Source organism: Vibrio wakamikoensis (genome assembly GCF_050337275.1).
GTDB lineage: Bacteria > Pseudomonadota > Gammaproteobacteria > Enterobacterales > Vibrionaceae > Vibrio > Vibrio chaetopteri.
Window position 1 is genome coordinate 62,413 of record NZ_JAKJST010000027.1, and the last position, 18,774, is coordinate 81,186.

General features: G+C 46.8%; 19 protein-coding genes. 1 reads left to right on the top strand and 18 read right to left on the bottom strand.

What is annotated here, in order from left to right:
• Positions 1-171 precede the first annotated feature (171 nt).
• Positions 172-1,548, top strand: a complete 1,377-nt coding sequence (xseA, locus tag L4C42_RS16405; RefSeq protein ID WP_353497943.1) for an exodeoxyribonuclease VII large subunit — start codon at positions 172-174, stop codon at positions 1,546-1,548.
• Between the two features lie 15 nt (positions 1,549-1,563).
• Here the strand turns inward: xseA and L4C42_RS16410 are convergent, their stop codons facing one another.
• From L4C42_RS16410 to iscU, 18 genes are all read right to left on the bottom strand, one after another.
• On the bottom strand, positions 1,564-1,794 hold the full coding sequence (locus tag L4C42_RS16410) for a zinc ribbon domain-containing protein (RefSeq protein ID WP_353497942.1): 231 nt from the start codon (positions 1,792-1,794) through the stop codon (positions 1,564-1,566).
• 132 nt (positions 1,795-1,926) lie between these two features.
• Entirely contained in the window at positions 1,927-2,961 is a 1,035-nt protein-coding gene (locus L4C42_RS16415) for a sensor domain-containing diguanylate cyclase (RefSeq protein WP_418641730.1), read from the bottom strand.
• Positions 2,962-3,332: 371 nt separating this feature from the next.
• On the bottom strand, positions 3,333-4,199 hold the full coding sequence (locus L4C42_RS16420) for an alanyl-tRNA editing protein (protein ID WP_353497941.1): 867 nt from the start codon (positions 4,197-4,199) through the stop codon (positions 3,333-3,335).
• Between the two features lie 77 nt (positions 4,200-4,276).
• Positions 4,277-5,761: a ribosome biogenesis GTPase Der gene (gene der / locus L4C42_RS16425; RefSeq protein ID WP_353497940.1), complete on the bottom strand. Its 1,485-nt coding sequence runs from the start codon at positions 5,759-5,761 to the stop codon at positions 4,277-4,279.
• 175 nt (positions 5,762-5,936) lie between these two features.
• The gene (bamB, locus tag L4C42_RS16430; RefSeq protein ID WP_353497939.1) at positions 5,937-7,094 is read right to left on the bottom strand and encodes an outer membrane protein assembly factor BamB; all 1,158 of its coding nucleotides are present in this window, start codon (positions 7,092-7,094) and stop codon (positions 5,937-5,939) included.
• Between the two features lie 12 nt (positions 7,095-7,106).
• Positions 7,107-7,721, bottom strand: coding sequence for a YfgM family protein (locus L4C42_RS16435; protein WP_353497938.1), 615 nt, complete (start codon positions 7,719-7,721; stop codon positions 7,107-7,109).
• Between the two features lie 79 nt (positions 7,722-7,800).
• Positions 7,801-9,069, bottom strand: a complete 1,269-nt coding sequence (hisS, locus tag L4C42_RS16440) for a histidine--tRNA ligase (protein WP_353497937.1) — start codon at positions 9,067-9,069, stop codon at positions 7,801-7,803.
• 26 nt (positions 9,070-9,095) lie between these two features.
• Entirely contained in the window at positions 9,096-10,220 is a 1,125-nt protein-coding gene (ispG, locus tag L4C42_RS16445) for a flavodoxin-dependent (E)-4-hydroxy-3-methylbut-2-enyl-diphosphate synthase (RefSeq protein WP_353497936.1), read from the bottom strand.
• An 8-nt stretch (positions 10,221-10,228) separates the two neighbouring features.
• On the bottom strand, positions 10,229-11,170 hold the full coding sequence (gene rodZ, locus L4C42_RS16450; protein WP_429761295.1) for a cytoskeleton protein RodZ: 942 nt from the start codon (positions 11,168-11,170) through the stop codon (positions 10,229-10,231).
• A gap of 514 nt (positions 11,171-11,684) precedes the next feature.
• Positions 11,685-12,812 (bottom strand): dual-specificity RNA methyltransferase RlmN, encoded by a 1,128-nt coding sequence (rlmN, locus tag L4C42_RS16455; protein WP_353497935.1) that lies wholly within the window; start codon positions 12,810-12,812, stop codon positions 11,685-11,687.
• 189 nt (positions 12,813-13,001) lie between these two features.
• A complete protein-coding gene (ndk, locus tag L4C42_RS16460) occupies positions 13,002-13,427 on the bottom strand; it encodes a nucleoside-diphosphate kinase (RefSeq protein ID WP_042476257.1) in 426 nt (141 codons plus the stop codon).
• Positions 13,428-13,479: 52 nt separating this feature from the next.
• Positions 13,480-14,775 carry an aminopeptidase PepB gene (gene pepB, locus L4C42_RS16465; RefSeq protein ID WP_429761298.1) on the bottom strand — a complete coding sequence of 432 codons (1,296 nt, stop codon included), beginning with the start codon at positions 14,773-14,775 and terminating at the stop codon, positions 13,480-13,482.
• A 202-nt stretch (positions 14,776-14,977) separates the two neighbouring features.
• Positions 14,978-15,178, bottom strand: coding sequence for a Fe-S cluster assembly protein IscX (iscX, locus tag L4C42_RS16470; protein WP_042476251.1), 201 nt, complete (start codon positions 15,176-15,178; stop codon positions 14,978-14,980).
• A 15-nt stretch (positions 15,179-15,193) separates the two neighbouring features.
• Positions 15,194-15,532: an ISC system 2Fe-2S type ferredoxin gene (fdx, locus tag L4C42_RS16475; RefSeq protein ID WP_006072576.1), complete on the bottom strand. Its 339-nt coding sequence runs from the start codon at positions 15,530-15,532 to the stop codon at positions 15,194-15,196.
• Between the two features lie 18 nt (positions 15,533-15,550).
• Positions 15,551-17,401, bottom strand: a complete 1,851-nt coding sequence (gene hscA / locus L4C42_RS16480) for a Fe-S protein assembly chaperone HscA (protein WP_353497933.1) — start codon at positions 17,399-17,401, stop codon at positions 15,551-15,553.
• A gap of 23 nt (positions 17,402-17,424) precedes the next feature.
• Entirely contained in the window at positions 17,425-17,940 is a 516-nt protein-coding gene (gene hscB / locus L4C42_RS16485) for a co-chaperone HscB (protein WP_353497932.1), read from the bottom strand.
• A gap of 56 nt (positions 17,941-17,996) precedes the next feature.
• A complete protein-coding gene (gene iscA, locus L4C42_RS16490; protein WP_042476242.1) occupies positions 17,997-18,320 on the bottom strand; it encodes an iron-sulfur cluster assembly protein IscA in 324 nt (107 codons plus the stop codon).
• A gap of 73 nt (positions 18,321-18,393) precedes the next feature.
• Positions 18,394-18,774, bottom strand: a complete 381-nt coding sequence (iscU, locus tag L4C42_RS16495; RefSeq protein WP_042476238.1) for a Fe-S cluster assembly scaffold IscU — start codon at positions 18,772-18,774, stop codon at positions 18,394-18,396.

Below are 18,774 nucleotides of genomic sequence, written 5' to 3' on the forward strand. Positions count from 1 at the left end.
TCCGCCCTTATCGTTTCGCATAATAAGGTGATTTGGATTAGATATTGCGGTGGGATTATACGCCCGACGAAATCGCTTGGCTACACATTTTTCTATTTTTTATTTGCAATTACCCCCTTGATATGTATTATATTGCCGCTAATTTCCATACTCACGCCTTTGAGATTAGCTGTGTCCCTATCCCCGCGATCTACTTCTCAGTCAACTTCTCCTAATCAGAACATTTACACGGTTTCTCGTCTGAATTCCGAAGTACGTTTATTACTAGAAAATGAAATGGGAATTGTATGGTTAGTCGGTGAAATCTCTAACTTTTCTGCACCTGTCTCTGGTCACTGGTACCTCACGCTAAAAGACTCACGCGCTCAAGTTAAGTGCGCTATGTTCCGTGGCAACAATCGTCGTGTCACCTTTAAGCCTACCAATGGCAATCAAGTTTTGGTGAAAGCACGTCTCTCTTTGTATGAGCCACGTGGCGACTACCAACTGATCATTGAGTCGATGCAGCCGGAAGGTGATGGCAGACTGCAGCAAGAATTTGAGAAGCTGAAGATGTCGCTGGCGGCTGAGGGATTATTCTCACAGTCACTGAAAAAGCCTCTGCCTTCACATCCTAAACGCGTAGGTATCATCACCTCTAAAACTGGTGCCGCACTGTTCGATATTCTTGATGTACTAAAAAGGCGCGATCCATCCCTCCCAGTCGTTATCTACCCAACAACTGTGCAAGGTGATATGGCAGCGATTGAGATCGCTCAAGCTATTGGCCGCGCCAACAGTCGTAACGAGTGTGATGTATTGATTGTCGGTCGAGGTGGTGGCTCACTGGAAGATTTATGGTGCTTCAACCACGAAATCGTGGCGAGAACCATCGCTGCAAGTCAAATCCCCATTATTAGTGCAGTCGGGCACGAAATTGATGTCACGATTGCCGATTATGTTGCCGATGTTCGTGCACCAACCCCAAGCGCGGCAGCAGAGCTAGTCAGTAATGACACGTCACACAAACATGAGTCACTAAAGAGTCGAGAGCAAAGGCTGCGTAATACTATGCAGATTTACCTTGCTCAGCAAAAACAGCAATTTTCTGAACTGACACAAGCGTTAAACAGTCATCACCCAAAACATCAGCTGCAAAGACAGAGCCAACTTCTTGATGAGTTTGAATACCGTTTTAGTGCAGCAATGAAACAGCGCCTATCGCAAGAAGCTCTGCGTCTTAACAACAAGCAGCATCGATTGATGGCACTCTCTCCAGATCGTCAATTAGAAAAACAATCGAATCGATTAACACAGTTACAAACGCGGCTTAAACAAGCGATACAAAAACAGCTCGATACCGCCAAGCATCAGTTTGCTGTAACGGCAGGAAAACTGGATACCGTCAGCCCACTCGCGACGCTACAGCGCGGCTATTCGATTACTCAGGACGGTAATGGCCAAGTGATCACCAATGCCCACTCTGTCGAAGTCGGTAGTACCATAACGACGAAACTCGATAACGGTGTTATCGAGTCTCAGGTTATTCGTACACGGGATAACGGCTAATCTGGCCAGACTTGCCTAGTCAACAGTCTCAAAGGCAAATTTCACTCGGGACTTTGACTTGAGCTCATTGCAGCTATTACAAAAGTAGCTTGCAGAGCCGCACGCCTGTAACTTCTCTAACTCCGCGTCGCAATCGGGACAAAAGCCGATCTTCTTATAGTGGCGTTGACAGTCACTACAGTGGTACTGACCATCCCAATCTAATTCTTGATGACAAGCCGGACAGCTATTTTGTGGATTTGTCATGACTCAAACCTATATTAGCAATATTTAATATTAGTATCATACGATTTTCATTGCAGAATCCGCATTGATGCGAATCAAAGTCACCTTTCAGTCTTTGCTCCGTCCAGATACTACAGACAGGCGAACCTAGTGCTAAGAAGCAAGCATCTGAGAATACGTTGTCATTGGCACGGTGCGTCGATTGCGTCGTTTAACTTTGTACATCTCAGCGTCCGCTTTACGGATCAACTTGTCCATCGGCAAATCAGAGCAACACTCTTTGGTAGCAAATCCAACGCTAACAGAGATATTAGTCTCCTCTAATGTCACTGGCTTATTCAATTCGCTACTCAGAGTCTCATAGAACTCTCGAGCCTCCTCTTCGCTTGGAAAACAACAAAACGCCAAAAACTCATCACCACCATAACGGCCGAGTACCGCTTGAGTTGGTAGTATCTCCTTGAGCTCTTTCGCCACCGCTTTAAGTACTTTGTCACCAAAGTAATGACCATATTCGTCGTTCACGTGTTTAAACTTATCAATGTCGACAAAAAAGCAGCCAAGTATATTACCGTCAAAGCAATGACTCTTCTCGACTCTCTCAAGGAGCTCACGTCGATTTAAACAGTGTGTGAGAGGATCCATTTGGGCTTGGAAAGTAAGCTTATCTTCAAGTGCATACTTCTCAAGTGCCACCGAATACACTGCGGCCAGTGATTCTAACATTTCAACCTCAATGGCTTCCGGTGTCGCTGCGCTATTACTATAGAGAGCAAAAGTCCCTAAGCATTGTTGCTGCGTGGAAATGACGGGGACCGACCAACAGGCTCGAATGTCGGCAGAATCCGCCAACTCTATATACGGCTGCCAGTTACGATGTTGCGTCACATCATCAACGATCACTGAGCGCTTCAGAAAAGCGGCGGCGCCACAGGATCCAACCTGTTCACCAATGGCGAGACCATCGATCGCCTGAGTGTACACAATAGGCAGATTGGGCGCTGCCACAGTGTGCAAACAATGTGTTTCTTCATCCATTGATAAAATTGATACTCGTTTGTCCGGAAATAAGCGTTCTGTCAGCTTGACTATCCTTGACACTAACTGGGATTGGGGAAGTCCCAGTGCGAGATCCTTTAATAAGTTATTCATGCCCTTATGGGCATCGATCAGCAAGTCTTTGTTCATAGTTCGCGTCTTTTTGTTTACTGCTTTATCACTCTCGCAAAGCGGGTAGCAGACTGTTTATTATGCGCTTCGAGCACATACTAACACAGGGGACAGATAGATGAACTATTGACCAAAAGAATATTTGAACGTAATTTAACCTTTAAAGCCTTACATACACCGAACAAGGTGATCCCGTGAAAACGATCTTTATATGATCATCTTCAAAAGCCAGCTTGATCAGCGATCTGCTTAAAAAAGAACATTTATATAACCACACACCGAAAGCATAAGTTACATATCCTGCATTTCGATTTTGGGCGGCATAAAATTCCACAATAAAAACAAAAAACCGACCAAACAAGAATTTCATAAAAAGATCGCATTTGCCATTATTGAATTACATCGGTGTGCATTTCGATATAACTCCCATCGATAGCACGAAGCACGACGTTGACTCTTGAAAACGCTTTTGTCGACGAAATGTGGGTTCCACCGCAAGGCATGACAACGTCTACACCGCCCAAATGACAATGCCAGTAACGAGAACTGGTCAAATATGGCCCCTCAAGCCTCATCTTTACATCACTTGGTACGCTTAGCCAATCTTGCAGCTGCTGATTAACCTTAGTTTCAATATCCGCGATCTCTTCCAACACTTGTGCGGTATTCAAGCCACGCTTTCGCAGCGTTTTACCCAGTCGATAGTTGTCAAAACAGCGATTTGGCGATACAAAGCTCTGCTCTTGAGCATAACTATTAAAATCATAGTGTCCTAAGCCGTCCTTTCGATCGGCATCTTTTCGCCAATAGGCTAACGCCAATACTTTGTTCAGGGCGAGTGAGGCAATATGACCGGCGCTGTGTCCTCGGCTCAGGCTTTGTTGATATTGCTTGTCTACTTGTAGAGTCACGCTTTGCTTCGCGGTCAGCTTGGCATCCTTTGCAATACGATGAACGACGACAAATACCCAACCTTCAGTATCACGCTTAACCGGAATCGACTCTGCAACGTAAAGAACGCCAGTGGCCACTTCAACTGCACCAACTAGACAATCGATAACCTCATAATCAACACCAATTGCCGACAATATGCCTTTATCTGCTGGATGATCCGGCCAGATATGGCTAACAGGATGAAAAGGCGTCTCTGCGACGACGACGTCACAATATTGTTCGGTTTGAGAGAGAAATTGGATCTGACTTTCCAGCGTCCAAACTTGATGGCAAAAGTGCACCTTAGTGGCTGTGATCATCAACCTTTCCTTACAACATGACTTTTATTGAACACAAAAAAACGCCCTCTTAATTCAGAGGGCGTTATTACGCTAATGCTTTATTTTTTAGGACGACCTTTCATCATAGTCATCAGGCGCTTACGCTTGCGCTCCTGAGAAAGTGTCATCTTGCTCGTTTTACCTTCGAACGGGTTGTCACTGCTCTGGAAGTTAATTCGAATTGGCGTACCCATGATTTCCAGTGAACGACGGTAGTAGTTCATTAGGTAGCGCTTGTACGAATCTGGCAGCTCGTTCACTAGGTTACCGTGAACAACAACGATTGGTGGGTTATAACCACCAGCGTGCGCATATTTGAGCTTCACGCGGCGACCACGAACCATAGGCGGTTGGTGATCTTCTGTTGCCATCTTCATGATACGAGTCAGCACTGATGTACCTACTCGTGTCGTAGCCGACTTGTACGCTTCTTGAACAGACTCGAATAAGTGACCAACACCTGTACCATGAAGCGCAGAGATAAAGTGAATACGTGCAAAGTCCACAAAGCCTAGACGACGGTCTAGCTCTTTTTTCACCTGCTCTTTCACGTCTGTATCCAAACCATCCCACTTGTTCACTGCTAGAACAATTGAGCGACCTGCGTTAAGGGCAAAACCTAGCAAGCTAAGATCTTGATCTGAGATATTCTCGCGAGCATCGATAACCACCAACACCACGTTGGCATCTTCAATCGCTTTTAGCGTTTGAACCACCGAGAACTTCTCAACCGTTTCATTGATACGTTTACGACGACGTACGCCTGCGGTATCAATCAGAACATATTCACGACCATCGCGCTCCATCGGGATATAGATGGAATCACGCGTCGTACCTGGCATGTCATAAACCACGACACGCTCTTCACCAAGAATACGGTTAGTCAGAGTTGATTTGCCGACGTTTGGACGACCAATGATAGCCAGTTTGATTGGCTGATCTTGAAGACGCTTATACTCAGCTTCCGCTTCTTCTTCGGTATAGTCGAGTTTCTCTTCTTCATCTTCGAACATGGTCAGATCTTCGATTTCACCTTCAGCTTCTGATAGGTGCTCAAAGAAAGGATCCAAGGCGCGGTCAAGCAGAGCGGTAACACCACGGCCATGAGCCGCAGCAATGTGATACATGTTTTCAACACCTAGCTGCCAAAACTCAGCGCTTGCAGCATCAGCATCAATACCATCTACCTTGTTAACAACAAGAAAAGCTGGCTTTTCAATTTTACGTAGGTGGTTAGCAATCGCTTCATCCGCAACGGTCAAACCCGCACGACCATCCACAAGGAATAGTACTACGTCAGCTTCTTCAATCGCAGCTAACGATTGTTCCGCCATTTTGGTTTCTACACCTTCTTCAGTGCCGTCAATACCACCAGTATCGATAACAATGAACTCATTCTCACCCAGTTGAGCTTGACCATATTTACGGTCGCGCGTTAGTCCCGGAAAGTCCGCTACCAAAGCATCACGCGTACGCGTCAGTCTATTAAACAGTGTCGACTTACCCACATTTGGGCGTCCAACTAGGGCAACAACAGGTAACATATTAACCTCTACACTTAATTTCTTATTGTAGTTATAGGTAAAAATGATTTCGTTTTCCTATAACCACAACGCATTCTATCTGTCCGAGCTCGAAAAGATCCTTTTGCTTCGCAGCAATAAAACGGCTCCTAACTGAAAATCAGCCAGGAGCCGTTTGTGAATTATATCACGCTTTCTAGTTAATGGTGAGTTTCTTTATTTCACCGTCGCGATTGATGATCACGTAGCCGCCAGGTACCAATGTTGGGCCCACCGCCATGCCGCTGTCATTCGTCATTTGCTGTGCTACAAACTCGCCAGTTTGACGATCTAGCCAATGCAGATAACCAAGACTGTCACCCACCACAATGTAACCATCGACAATCACAGGAGCTGTCAACTGACGGTTCTCAAGCTGGCTGTTCTCCCAAAGCTCTGTACCACTACGCGCATCAACGGCAATAACGTGATCCGTTTCTGAGATCAAAAACAGGCTGCGGTTGTCTGTTGCCATGTCTGTGGCAGAAGAGTAGTTACGCTTCCAAATTGGATTACCCGAACGCAAATCAATCGAAATTAACTGACCATTGAAGCCCACAGTGTACAGCGTGCCACCCAAGATAATTGGTGACGAATCAACATCCACCAAGCGGTCAATCTCGGTCGCACCTTTTGGCGTACCCACAGGCTGCTGCCAAATCAGCTGACCACGATCAATGATGGCTGCCGCCAATCGACCATTCGCGGTACCCCAGAACACACCACCAGAAACCGTCACTGGTGCGCTATCACCTCGCAGTGTTAAGTTCGGCACATCGGTACTGATTGCCCAGCGCTCTTCACCACTTGTTTGTTCTAGTGCCGTCAATACGCCTTGACTGGTGTGTACCATAACAAGGCTGGAATCCGCTACAGGCATCGCCAGAACTTCACCGTTCACTTCTGCTCGCCAAAGCTCTTCACCCGTGTTGACGTCAAGGGCAATCACTTCGCCATTTTCACTGCCAATGTAAAGCTTTTGATAGGCTGCAGCGATGCCACCTGAAAGTCGAGCCGTCACCTCGCCGGTGATATCCACCTGCCAAAGGGTTTTGCCCGTTTCCGGATCCATAGCTTTCACTTCACCTTCACGGCTGGCAACAAACAACTTGTCATACGCGTAGACAGGAGACAGTTTTGAGAAGAAACTTCCAACGCCATCGCCAATACTCGAAGACCACTCCGAGCTAGGAGTAAACTCACTTTGCACTGTCGGTAGCGGTGCCATAATGATGGTGTCTTCTTCACTCGAACACCCTGCAAGTACACCTAATACCGAGATAGAAAGTAATACCTTTTTAACGAGTCTATTCATCGGCTATAGCCCTTACTTGGCAAGATCATCCAATTTTAGCTGTAGCGCTTGGCTAGCATCTTGTGCTTGCTGCGCTTCGGTGTAAGCGGTATACGCCGCATCACGGTCGCCTTCGCGAATCGCAATGTCACCACGAAGTTCTGCCACGCGACCAGCCCAGGCTGCATCAGTGATTTTATCAAGTTCAGCGCGAGCACCCGCATTGTCGCCTGACTCAATCATTAGACGTGCAATACGGTAAGTCACTAAAGGAGTAATCGCCGCATCTTTCGTAGTGCTTTGAGCCCACTGAAGCTGCGTCAAAGCATCTTCAAAGTTGCCCGCTTCTACTTGTGCTTTTGCCAATTGCATGGCCGCTAAAACCGCGTATTCGCTGTCTTTGCTGGTATCGATAAACGCTTGTACATCTGCACTTGAATCTGCGCCTTTCGCTACAATTGACTCAACCGCTTTGCTGTACTGTTCTGATGCTGCTTCCTGAGCTTGGACAACGGAATCTTGATAATAACGCCAGCCAAATAAACCACCTAGACCAACAACAACGCCAAGCACAACGGCTTTGCCGTTCTCTTTCCACCAGTCTTTGATCGCTTCAACTTGTTGTTCTTCAGAATCGTAGAGTTCCACTTCCTGTCCTCTTAAAAGAAATCGTTACCTAAACGAATAGGCAGCTGAAACCTCGCTGCCTATTGTCTTGGGTTTAAACTTAAATAATATCTGCTAATTTAGCGGCTAACTCGGTTTGAGCAACAGTTTCTTGCTCTCCACCCTGCAAATCTTTGACGACGACCGTATTCTCAGCCACTTCAGTCTCACCAAGCACAAGTGCATAAACCGCGCCTACTTTGTCCGCGCGTTTGAATTGTTTCTTGAAGTTACCACCACCAAAGTGGTTCATCACTCGAATACCAGGGATTGCTTCACGAAGACTTTCGGCAAGCTTCATACCTGCCATCATAGTCCCTTCGCCGGCCGTAACGACATAAGCATCAACACTACGACGAACGTCGGTCAGTTCAAGCGTTTCCATCATCAGTACAAGACGCTCAAGACCCATAGCGAAACCAACTGCTGGTGTTGCTTTGCCGCCAAGCTGTTCAACAAGGCCGTCGTAGCGGCCACCGCCACAAACTGTACCTTGTGCTCCTAGGCTTTCAGTGATCCACTCAAAAACAGTACGGTTGTAGTAATCCAGGCCACGAACCAAACGTTGGTTAACCGTATATTCGATACCTGCCGCGTCAAGAAGTTCACACAGACCTGCAAAATGTGCTTTCGACTCTTCATCTAGATAGTCAGAAAGCTCAGGCGCGTCCACCAAGATCGCTTGAACGTCTGGGTTCTTGCTATCCAATACGCGTAGCGGGTTAGTATGCATGCGACGTTTGCTGTCTTCATCCAACACATCAACGTGCTGCTCTAGGTGAGCAATCAGTGCCGTACGGTAGTTAGCACGCGCTTCTAGAGAACCAATAGAGTTCAGCTCTAGACGAACATGCTTGTCGATACCCAGCTCACGCCAAAGACGTGCTGTCATCATGATAAGTTCAGCGTCAACGTCAGGGCCGTTTAGACCAAATACTTCCACACCACATTGGTGGAACTGACGGTAGCGACCTTTTTGCGGACGCTCGTGACGAAACATTGGGCCCATGTACCACAAGCGCTGCTCTTGGTTGTAAAGCAGACCGTTTTCAATACCTGCACGAACACAGCCAGCTGTACCTTCTGGGCGCAGTGTTAGGCTATCGCCGTTGCGGTCTTCAAAGGTGTACATCTCTTTCTCTACCACGTCGGTCACTTCACCGATAGCGCGGCTGAATAGATGGGTCATCTCAACGATTGGCATACGTACTTCGTTGTAGCCATATGCGCTGACCACATGCTTCACTGTATTCTCAACTTTTTGCCAAAGTGGAGATTGTGTTGGGAGGCAGTCGTTCATGCCTCGGATTGCTTGAATAGTTTTTGCCACAGTTTAATACCGTAATTTCGTTGAGATTATTTGTCTTCTACTTCATTTACTTCGATGCGATTTGCGGAATCTAGCATCGATGCTTTAGCTCGAATTCTTGCTTCGAGCTGATTAACGAGGTCATCGTTATCAAAGCGCTCTTTCTGACGTTTACCGTCTTCATAAAAAGCACTCTTTTTGTTACTGCCGGCTAGGCCAAGATGAGACACTTCGGCTTCACCTGGACCATTAACCACACAGCCAATGATCGATACGTCCATTGGTGTGATCACATCTTCCAATCGCTCTTCTAGTGCGTTGACGGTGCTAATCACGTCGAACTCTTGGCGTGAACAGCTTGGGCAAGCAATAAAGTTGATGCCGCGAGAACGGATACGCAGTGATTTCAAAATATCGAAACCCACTTTAATTTCTTCTACTGGGTTCGCAGCCAGAGAAATACGCAGCGTGTCACCGATACCTTCTGCTAACAGCATGCCAAGGCCAACCGATGATTTCACCGAGCCCGCACGAGCACCACCCGCTTCCGTAATACCTAGGTGAAGCGGTTGGTCGATTTTCTTAGCCAGTAGGCGGTAAGAGTCCACCGCCAGGAATACGTCTGACGCCTTCACGCTCACTTTGAACTGGTCAAAGTTAAGACGATCAAGAATGTCGACGTGACGCATTGCAGATTCAACTAAAGCCTCTGGCGTAGGTTCGCCATATTTCATCTGGATCTCTTTTTCCAGAGAGCCACCATTGACACCAATACGAATTGGAATGTTCTTATCGCGAGCACAGTCAACAACCGAACGAATACGCTCTTCATTACCAATGTTGCCTGGGTTGATACGCAAACAGTCAACGCCGTATTCAGCGACTTTCAGCGCGATACGGTAGTCGAAGTGAATATCAGCGACCAGCGGAATAGAAACCTGCTTTTTGATCTCACGGAAGGCTTCCGCCGCATCCATGGTAGGAACAGAGACACGAACGATGTCAGCGCCTACGTTTTCCAAAGCTTTGATTTGAGCAACCGTCGCGGCTACATCGGTCGTGCGCGTGTTCGTCATTGACTGAACGGCGATAGGTGCGCCATCGCCGATAGGTACATCGCCCACATAAATACGCGTAGAGGGACGACGTTTAATTGGTGATTCGTGATGCATAGTGTTTTCTAAGGTAAGGTGAATCGAGCTACTTTGCCTGAAGTATACCCAGAAAGGTCGACAGGTTCACTCGCTAATGTCATAGAAACCTTCTCAGGCGCACCTAAAATAACTTTGAAAGGCGCTTTGCCCTCCAGACTTAGGTTGTCTCCCGCTTTTTTAATGCCGGTCGATACCGTTTTGCCATCAGCGTCTTTCACTTGGATCCAGCAATCACCAGAGAACGACATCGTCAGATTTGTCAGCCCATTAGCAGGCTTTGGCTCCGCTACAGCAGGTTCAGCTTGCTCCACTACCTCAGCAACTTCTACTTCAGCAGGCGCTTCAGTTTGGCTAGCTTCAGGTGCTTCAATTTGTGGCTCTTCAGGTGTGGCAACGATCGCTGACACATCGAGCGTCTTCACTTCTGGCTCATTGGCAACAAGCTCTGCGTCAAGTGTGGCGATTTTTTCAGTTGCTGGGGCTTCCACTTCAAATGCAGGATCATTGCTTGTAGTGTCCGCGATTTCAGACAAGGTATCTTTTTGTTGGTTTTGCAGCCACCAAACCGAAGAAATACCGATAATGACCACACCAATACCCCAAGTGAGCTTCATGATGCGGCTATCGTGTCTTTCTTTATTGGTTTTTTTCGAAAAACTCTGCATGGGCTGTTCGGAGTGCTGGGCTGCACTGTGATTTTCGATGGTGCCGAGCACCTCTTGTTCGTCAATACCTACGGCTTTTGCGTAAGATCGTAAGTAGCCACGCGTAAACGTTGCAACTTGTTCACCATCGAACTCGTTCGATTCTATTTTCTGAATGATCGCGACACGCAAACGCAAGCGATCGGCGATTTGTTTCTGCGTAAGACCCAATGCCTCACGCTTTTGCTTTAGAATGGTACCGGCAAGTATCACTTGCTCGGCTTGCGGTGACTGTTCTGTGGCGTTATTTTGCTCAGTACTCATTGATGTTGTACTTCTTATTGGTTGTCACTTCGACACAACACGCTTCGTTCGTTATTTTTAATTGGTGTTCGTGATCTTAGTTTGGTAAATCGCTCGCACTAGCTGTTCAATACAGCATAGTCCCAAATGGCCAACTGCGGCACTTCTCTGTTTGTAAAGCGCTCGATTTTATTATGATTTCTGTCTGACTGATTGAGTTAGCCAGCATCATCTCGATTGGAACTGCTCATCATAGTCGATTCTCCACGCGAGTTAAAATGTCCAGAGTAAAAACAGCGCAAATAGTGACAATTTTGATTAAAAATTAACACGACTCATATTTTTCTGGCGACATTTCGTAGTATTTGATTAACGAAAACTATATTTGTTCCGTTATTGTTCAATTATTTATCTAGAAAATGTGGCAAAGATCAGAGTTTGTGAGATGAATTGAAGCGGCTATTTTTACTCACCTCTGGATACAACAAAGCCAAGTCGAAACTTGGCTTTGAATAACACAATCTGAGTACGCGAATTATACGGCTTTAACCGGTATTGCTTGCTGGCCTTTTTGAGCCGCAATTTGCTGCGTACGTTTGGTACGGTCAATCACATCACCGACAAGCTGACCACAAGCGGCATCGATATCATCACCACGAGTCTTACGAACCGTCACAGTATAATCATACTGCATTAGAGTTTTCATAAAGCGGTCGATACGCGAGTTGCTCGGCTTTTTATATGGCGAGCCCGGGTACGGGTTGAACGGGATCAGGTTGATCTTCGCCGGCGTATCTTTAAGAAGCTCCGCTAGTTCGCGTGCGTGATCCATATCGTCATTCACATGGTCAAGCAACACATACTCAACCGTTACCTTGCCACGGTTCGCGTTGGAAGACGCAATGTAGCGACGAACAGATGCCAGAAAGTCTTGGATATCCCAGCGATCGTTAATTGGCATGATTTCGCTACGAAGCTTGTCGTTTGGCGCGTGCAGAGAGATCGCTAGCGCAACGTCAATTTGACCCGTCATCTGATCCAGACCAGAGACAACACCTGAGGTTGATACCGTTACACGACGCTTAGACAGACCAAAACCCAGATCATCAAGCATCAGTTCAAGTGCTGGCATTAGGTTTTTCATGTTAAGCAGCGGCTCACCCATACCCATCATTACCACGTTGGTGATTGGGCGACGACCCGTCTCTTTTTCAAGACCGACTTCGCGCGCAGCACGCCACACCTGACCAATGATTTCCGATACTTTTAGGTTGCGGTTAAAGCCTTGCTGAGCCGTTGAGCAGAACTTACATTCCAACGCACAACCCACCTGCGAAGAAACACACAACGTCGCGCGATCATCATCAGGAATATAAACGGTTTCTACGTCTTGATCGCCAACACGCATTGCCCATTTAATGGTGCCATCAGAAGAGTGCTGAGCTTCAGATACGGTTGGCGCTTTGATTTCCGCCAAACGAATCAGCTTCTCACGCAGCTTCTTATTGATGTTGGTCATCTTCTCGAAGTCGTCGACACCAAAATGATAGATCCACTTCATTATCTGATCAGCACGGAAGGCTTTTTCGCCCAGTTCCTCTTGGAAAAACTGACGCATGCCCTTGCGATCAAAATCGAGTAGATTGACTTTTTGTGTGGTCATGGTGCCTCTTCGATGACGGTAAATGGTATTAAGGGCGCGAATTGTACAGGCTTTAGCCCCCTACAACAAGCGTTACAAAACCCTAAAATATTAAGGTGTTCATTTCCAAGTGAACATTTTTTGCACAACAAAAGCATCAGGTAATAAAAAAGGAGGCAACGCCTCCTTTTTACTCATAACTGCACTCAATTAACGAGGACAAATTTCTGACTGTGGAAAGAAAAACTCAATCTCACGTGCTGCTGATTCTGGGCTATCTGAACCATGTACTGAGTTATGACGCATGCTCAGCGCGTAGTCTGCACGGATAGTGCCACAAGCAGCTTCTTCTGGGTTAGTTTTGCCCATCAGCTCACGGTAACGACAAATCGCATCTTCACCTTCAAGTACTTGAACCATGATTGGGCCAGAGGTCATAAATGCACGAAGATCATCGAAAAACGGTTTACCTTCATGCTCAGCGTAAAAGCCTTTTGCTTGCTCGTCGGTAAGATGAACCATCTTAGCTGCGATGATAGACAGACCTGCTTTTTCAATACGGTGATAGATCTCACCAATCAAATTACGCTTAACTGCATCCGGTTTAACGATAGAGAATGTTCTTTCTAGGGCCATTGGTGTTCCTTTTCTTTCGTGTTGTTCTTTTATTAGTAATAATTTTCTTGAATTACTTGTTAGCCTGCTCGGTTAGCAAACGAGCGAGTGTGCGCACACCCATGCCGGTTGCACCAGCAGACCATTTGTCAGTTCCCGACTTACGGTAAGTACCAGCACAATCGAAGTGCAACCAACCTTTCTTATAGTCTTCCACAAAGTAAGACAGGAATGCCGCTGCCGTGCTTGCGCCCGGAGAGTAGTCACCACTGCTGATGTTCGACAAATCAGCAAAGTTCGATGGCAGCATGCCGCGATGGAAGTCTGCCAATGGTAGAGGCCATAAGCCTTCCTTCTCTTGGTTCGCATTCGTTAGCGCTTGATGCGTTAGCTCGTCATCAAATGACATGATGGCGTGATAATCATTGCCAAGTGCGTTTTTAGCTGCGCCTGTAAGTGTCGCACAGTCGATAATAAGCTCTGGGTTTTGTTCGCTAGCGTAGATAAGACCATCAGCCAATACCAAACGGCCTTCTGCGTCGGTATTCATGATTTCTACCGTCTTACCATTTTTATAGGTAATTACGTCACCTAACTTGAGCGCGCGACCCGATACCATGTTTTCAGCACAGCAGAGGATCAGTTTTGCACGCTTGTTTAGGCCACGCATGATTGCAAGACCTAGACCACCAGTAATGGTTCCCGCACCGCCCATATCTGCTTTCATTGCCGTCATAAAGTTCGACGGTTTTAGACTGTAGCCACCTGAATCAAAGGTAATACCCTTACCCACTAAACAAGCAAATACTGGCGCGTTTTCATCACCAGTCGGGTTGTAATCCAGTTGTAGCATCGCAGAGGTGCGCTCAGAGCCACGACCAACAGCAAAAATGCCTTCCCAACCCTCAGTTAGTAGATCTTTGTCTTTAACGATGCGGTAAGTCACATGCTTTGGATCTGCTGACTTAATGAATTCTGCCGCCATTGTTGCCAGTTGACGCGGTGCGACTTCTTCTGCGCTTTTATTAATGATGTCACGCGTCCAATCAGACGCCTTGATGCGCGCGTCTAGCTCTTTCTTATCTTGCTCGTTTAGTTCAGCAAGCTCAACTTGAGTGCTTTTCTTAGAATTACGGTAACCTTGATAAAACGCCCAAGAAGACTCTAAATCCCAACCTTCGCCTGCAAGTGTGGCGTTTGAAATGCCTTGTGAATCTAACTTGCGAGCCGCGCGTTGGATCGCGCCAAGATCGTGACCTTCACCGATGTGGATTGTCGCACCTTGCTCCGAGAATGAAATGATAGCCTTTTCGCCCCATTGTGGCGCTGCCGCTTCTTGGCTAATAAATACCGACATTGTGCTAGACATGGTCTCTCCTTGTCTTAAATCTAATTATTGCAGCTTGCCGATTGAGTTCAGCTGCTGTGTCGCATTCTGTGTATCAAATGATGTTATCACTATGTAGAGACAATACCAATGACTGCACCATGGGAATTAATAACAATGTAACATGGTGCGACAAAAAAACGGGCCAAAGGCCCGTTTTTGTAAAACTAACTAGTGAGTCTGTTTAATCGTACTCATCCATCCAGCATAAAATCACAGCTTCGAGGATTTTTTCATTTGAGCGATTAGGATCGTCATCAAAGTCTTCCAAGTCCGTAATCCATTTATGCAAATCTGTGAAACGAACCGTTTTTGGGTCGGTTTCTGGGAATTGATCGCACAGCTCGATAGCGATATCACGAGAGTCAGTCCATTTTAAGCTCATGAATCCTCCAGTTAATTAGTGATCTTCAGATGCGTGGTTTAGGGTGTACTTTGGAATCTCTACCACAAGATCTTCATCCGCAACGACCGCTTGGCAACCTAGACGCGACTCAGGCTCTAAACCCCATGCTTTATCAAGCATATCGTCTTCAAGCTCTTCACTCTCTTCTAGTGAATCAAACCCTTCACGGATGATGACGTGACAAGTGGTACATGCACACGACTTTTCACAAGCGTGCTCAATTCCAATACCGTTCTTTAGCGCTACGTCTAATACAGTTTCGCCTTCATTTGCCTCTAACACTGCGCCTTCTGGGCAGAGATCTTCATGGGGCAGAACAACAATTTTTGGCATGACTACTTAGTCCTCGATCTAAATGTTATCAACTGATTGACCCGCCAATGCTTCACGGATGGATTTGTCCATTCGACGTGACGCAAACTCTTGGCTCGCTTTATCAGTGTCTTTAATACCTTGTTCAATAGCATCGGCGTCATCGCCATTGCGAAGTTCAATCAGAGCTTCAATCGCTGTAACCAATGCCTGTTTTTCTTCTTCGTTTAGAAGTGTATCACCGTCCGCTTGCATCGCAGCGATAAGACCTTCAATCACTCGATCAGCTTCAACACGCTGCTCGGCCAATGCACGCGCTAACATGTCATCTTTGGCATAAGTCATCGAGTCTTTGAGCATGTTGGTCACTTCATCATCGCTGAGACCGTAAGATGGTTTCACCTGGATTTCCGACTGAACACCCGTGCTCTTCTCCATCGCTGTTACAGACAGTAGACCGTCCGCATCAACTTGGTACGTCACTCGAATGTGTGCGGCACCAGCTGCCATAGGAGGAATACCTTTGAGTGAGAAACGAGCCAATGAACGGCAATCGTCCACCATTTCACGCTCACCTTGCACTATGTGCACAGACATCGCCGTTTGACCGTCTTTGAATGTGGTAAATTCTTGGGCACGTGCCACGGGAATCGTAGTGTTGCGTGGAACGATCTTCTCGACCAAACCACCCATGGTTTCAATACCCAATGACAGTGGAAGAACGTCCAACAGCAGCATCTCAGAGTCGGGCTTGTTACCTGCAAGAATGTCCGCTTGAATCGCCGCACCAATTGCGACAACTTCATCTGGGTTGATGTTGGTCAGTGGCGTTTTACCAAAGAAGTCACCAACCATTTCACGAACCAATGGTGTACGAGTTGAACCGCCAACCATGACAACTTCTAGAACATCTTCTGCATCAACTTCAGCATCTTTCAATGCACGGCGACATGAAAGCAGGGTCTTTTTCACAAGCGGACGAATTAGGTCTTCAAACTGAGCCTTCGTCAGTTCACCCTGCCAGCCGAGAACGTTTACCGTCGCAACGTCATTTTGGCTCAGATCGATTTTGGCCTGTGTAGCTGCGTCCAGTAGTTCACGTTGCTCATGAGCATTAAGCTCAGACTTGCCAGCTTGCTGCTGCAAGTGGTCGGCAACGAGGTGGTCAAAGTCATCGCCGCCCAGTGCGGAATCACCGCCAGTCGCCAGTACTTCAAATACACCGCGCGATAAACGCAGGATAGAGATATCGAAGGTACCACCACCTAGGTCATACACTGCAATCACGCCTTCTTGGCCACTGTCTAGCCCATAAGCAATAGCTGCAGCAGTCGGTTCATTAAGAAGACGCAATACATGCATACCCGCTAGGTTTGCAGCATCTTTGGTGCCTTGACGCTGAGCATCATCGAAATACGCCGGAACCGTAATCACCACGCCAGCCAACTCGCCACCAAGAGAGTCTTCTGCGCGCTTGCCAAGTGTTTTAAGAATGTCAGAAGAGACTTGAATCGGGTTCTTTGCGCCGCCTGCGGTTTGCAGAACGGGCAAACCATTATCACTTTCTGTCAGTAAATATGGCATTGACGGGTAACGAGCCTGCACGTCTGCAAGTGAACGGCCGAGTAGACGCTTCACAGAAATGATGGTGTTAACAGGATCAAGTGCTGCGTTATCACGAGCTTCAATACCGACAGTGATACTGTCATCCGCATAGCGAACCGCTGATGGGAGGATCTTATTGCCGTTGGCATCTGGTAATGTCGCGGCTTCACCACTTCTTACTGTCGCGACAAGGGAGTTGGTCGTACCTAGGTCGATGCCCGCTGCCAGTTTATGTTCGTGTGGCGCGGAGCTTTGACCCGGCTCTGCGATTTGAAGTAATGCCATTCAAATATCCTTGGGAGCTTCCATTAACCAAGCAGCTTATCTTCTAGCTGTTCTATTTCTCTTTGCAACTTGGCGATAAATTTTAGTTTTCTAACGCTATCAGCAGCGACAGGCCATTCAGCTTGCGAAAGCTGACCTTCTAATTCTGATAACTGTACCTTGAACATTTTGCTGACCTTAGCTTCAAAGTCAAAAAGTTCTGATTCAGGGTCACTTGAAGACGCGAGATCTTCCAATTCTTCTCGAAGTTCCATCTGCTCCATTAAGAACAATGGATCTTGCAATGTCTGCTGCTCAGCGCGAATATCGACACCGTTCTCCGCCAACAGATATTCGGCGCGAGAGATAGGCTTTTTCAGCACTTCATAGGCATCATTAATCTGCGCAGCCTTCTGCACTGCAAGTAAGCGGTCGCGCTCAGAGGCAGTGGCGAAGTTGTCTGGGTGAAAGCGTTTTTGCAGTTCTCGGAACTGAGAAGAAAGAAGGCTACCGTCCAACTGAAACTGAACAGGTAGCCCAAATAATTCGAAATGGTTCATAGCATTGACTCGCAACTAATGAGCTTGACCGATACAACAGCCAAGCTCGTCAAAGGTTAAACATTAAAGCTTTCACCACAACCACACTCGCCTTTCGCATTTGGGTTGTTGAACTCAAAACCTTCGTTCAAGCCTTCTTTTACATAATCGAGCTCTGTGCCATCTAGATAAACCAAGCTCTTAGCATCGATGATCACTTTCACACCTGAGTGCTCAAACACTGAATCACCTTCATCCAGATCATCAACGAACTCAAGAACGTAAGCCATACCAGAGCAACCCGTGGTCTTTACACCTAAGCGTAGTCCAATACCTTTGCCGCGATTATCTAAAAATGTCTTAACTCGGCTCGCTGCTGCGTCTGTCATTGAGATGGCCATACTACAACCTTTGTTCGTTTCTCTTGATGATACTGTATCTAATAAAGCTAAAGGGCTCGGTTATCCAAGCAGTTTAGTCGTGCTTTTTCTTGTAGTCTGCAACCGCTGCTTTGATTGCATCTTCAGCAAGAATTGAGCAGTGTACTTTCACTGGTGGCAACTCTAGCTCTTCTGCAATTTCAGCATTTTTGATAGCTGCTGCTTCATCGATCGATTTGCCTTTAACCCATTCAGTAACCAGTGAGCTTGACGCGATCGCTGAACCACAGCCGTAGGTCTTAAACTTAGCATCTTCGATGATACCTTCTGGTGTCACCTTGATCTGCAGTTTCATTACGTCACCACAAGCTGGTGCGCCAACCATACCACTTCCCACAGCCGGATCATTCTTATCAAATGAACCTACGTTGCGTGGGTTCTCATAGTGGTCAATTACTTTTTCACTATACGCCAT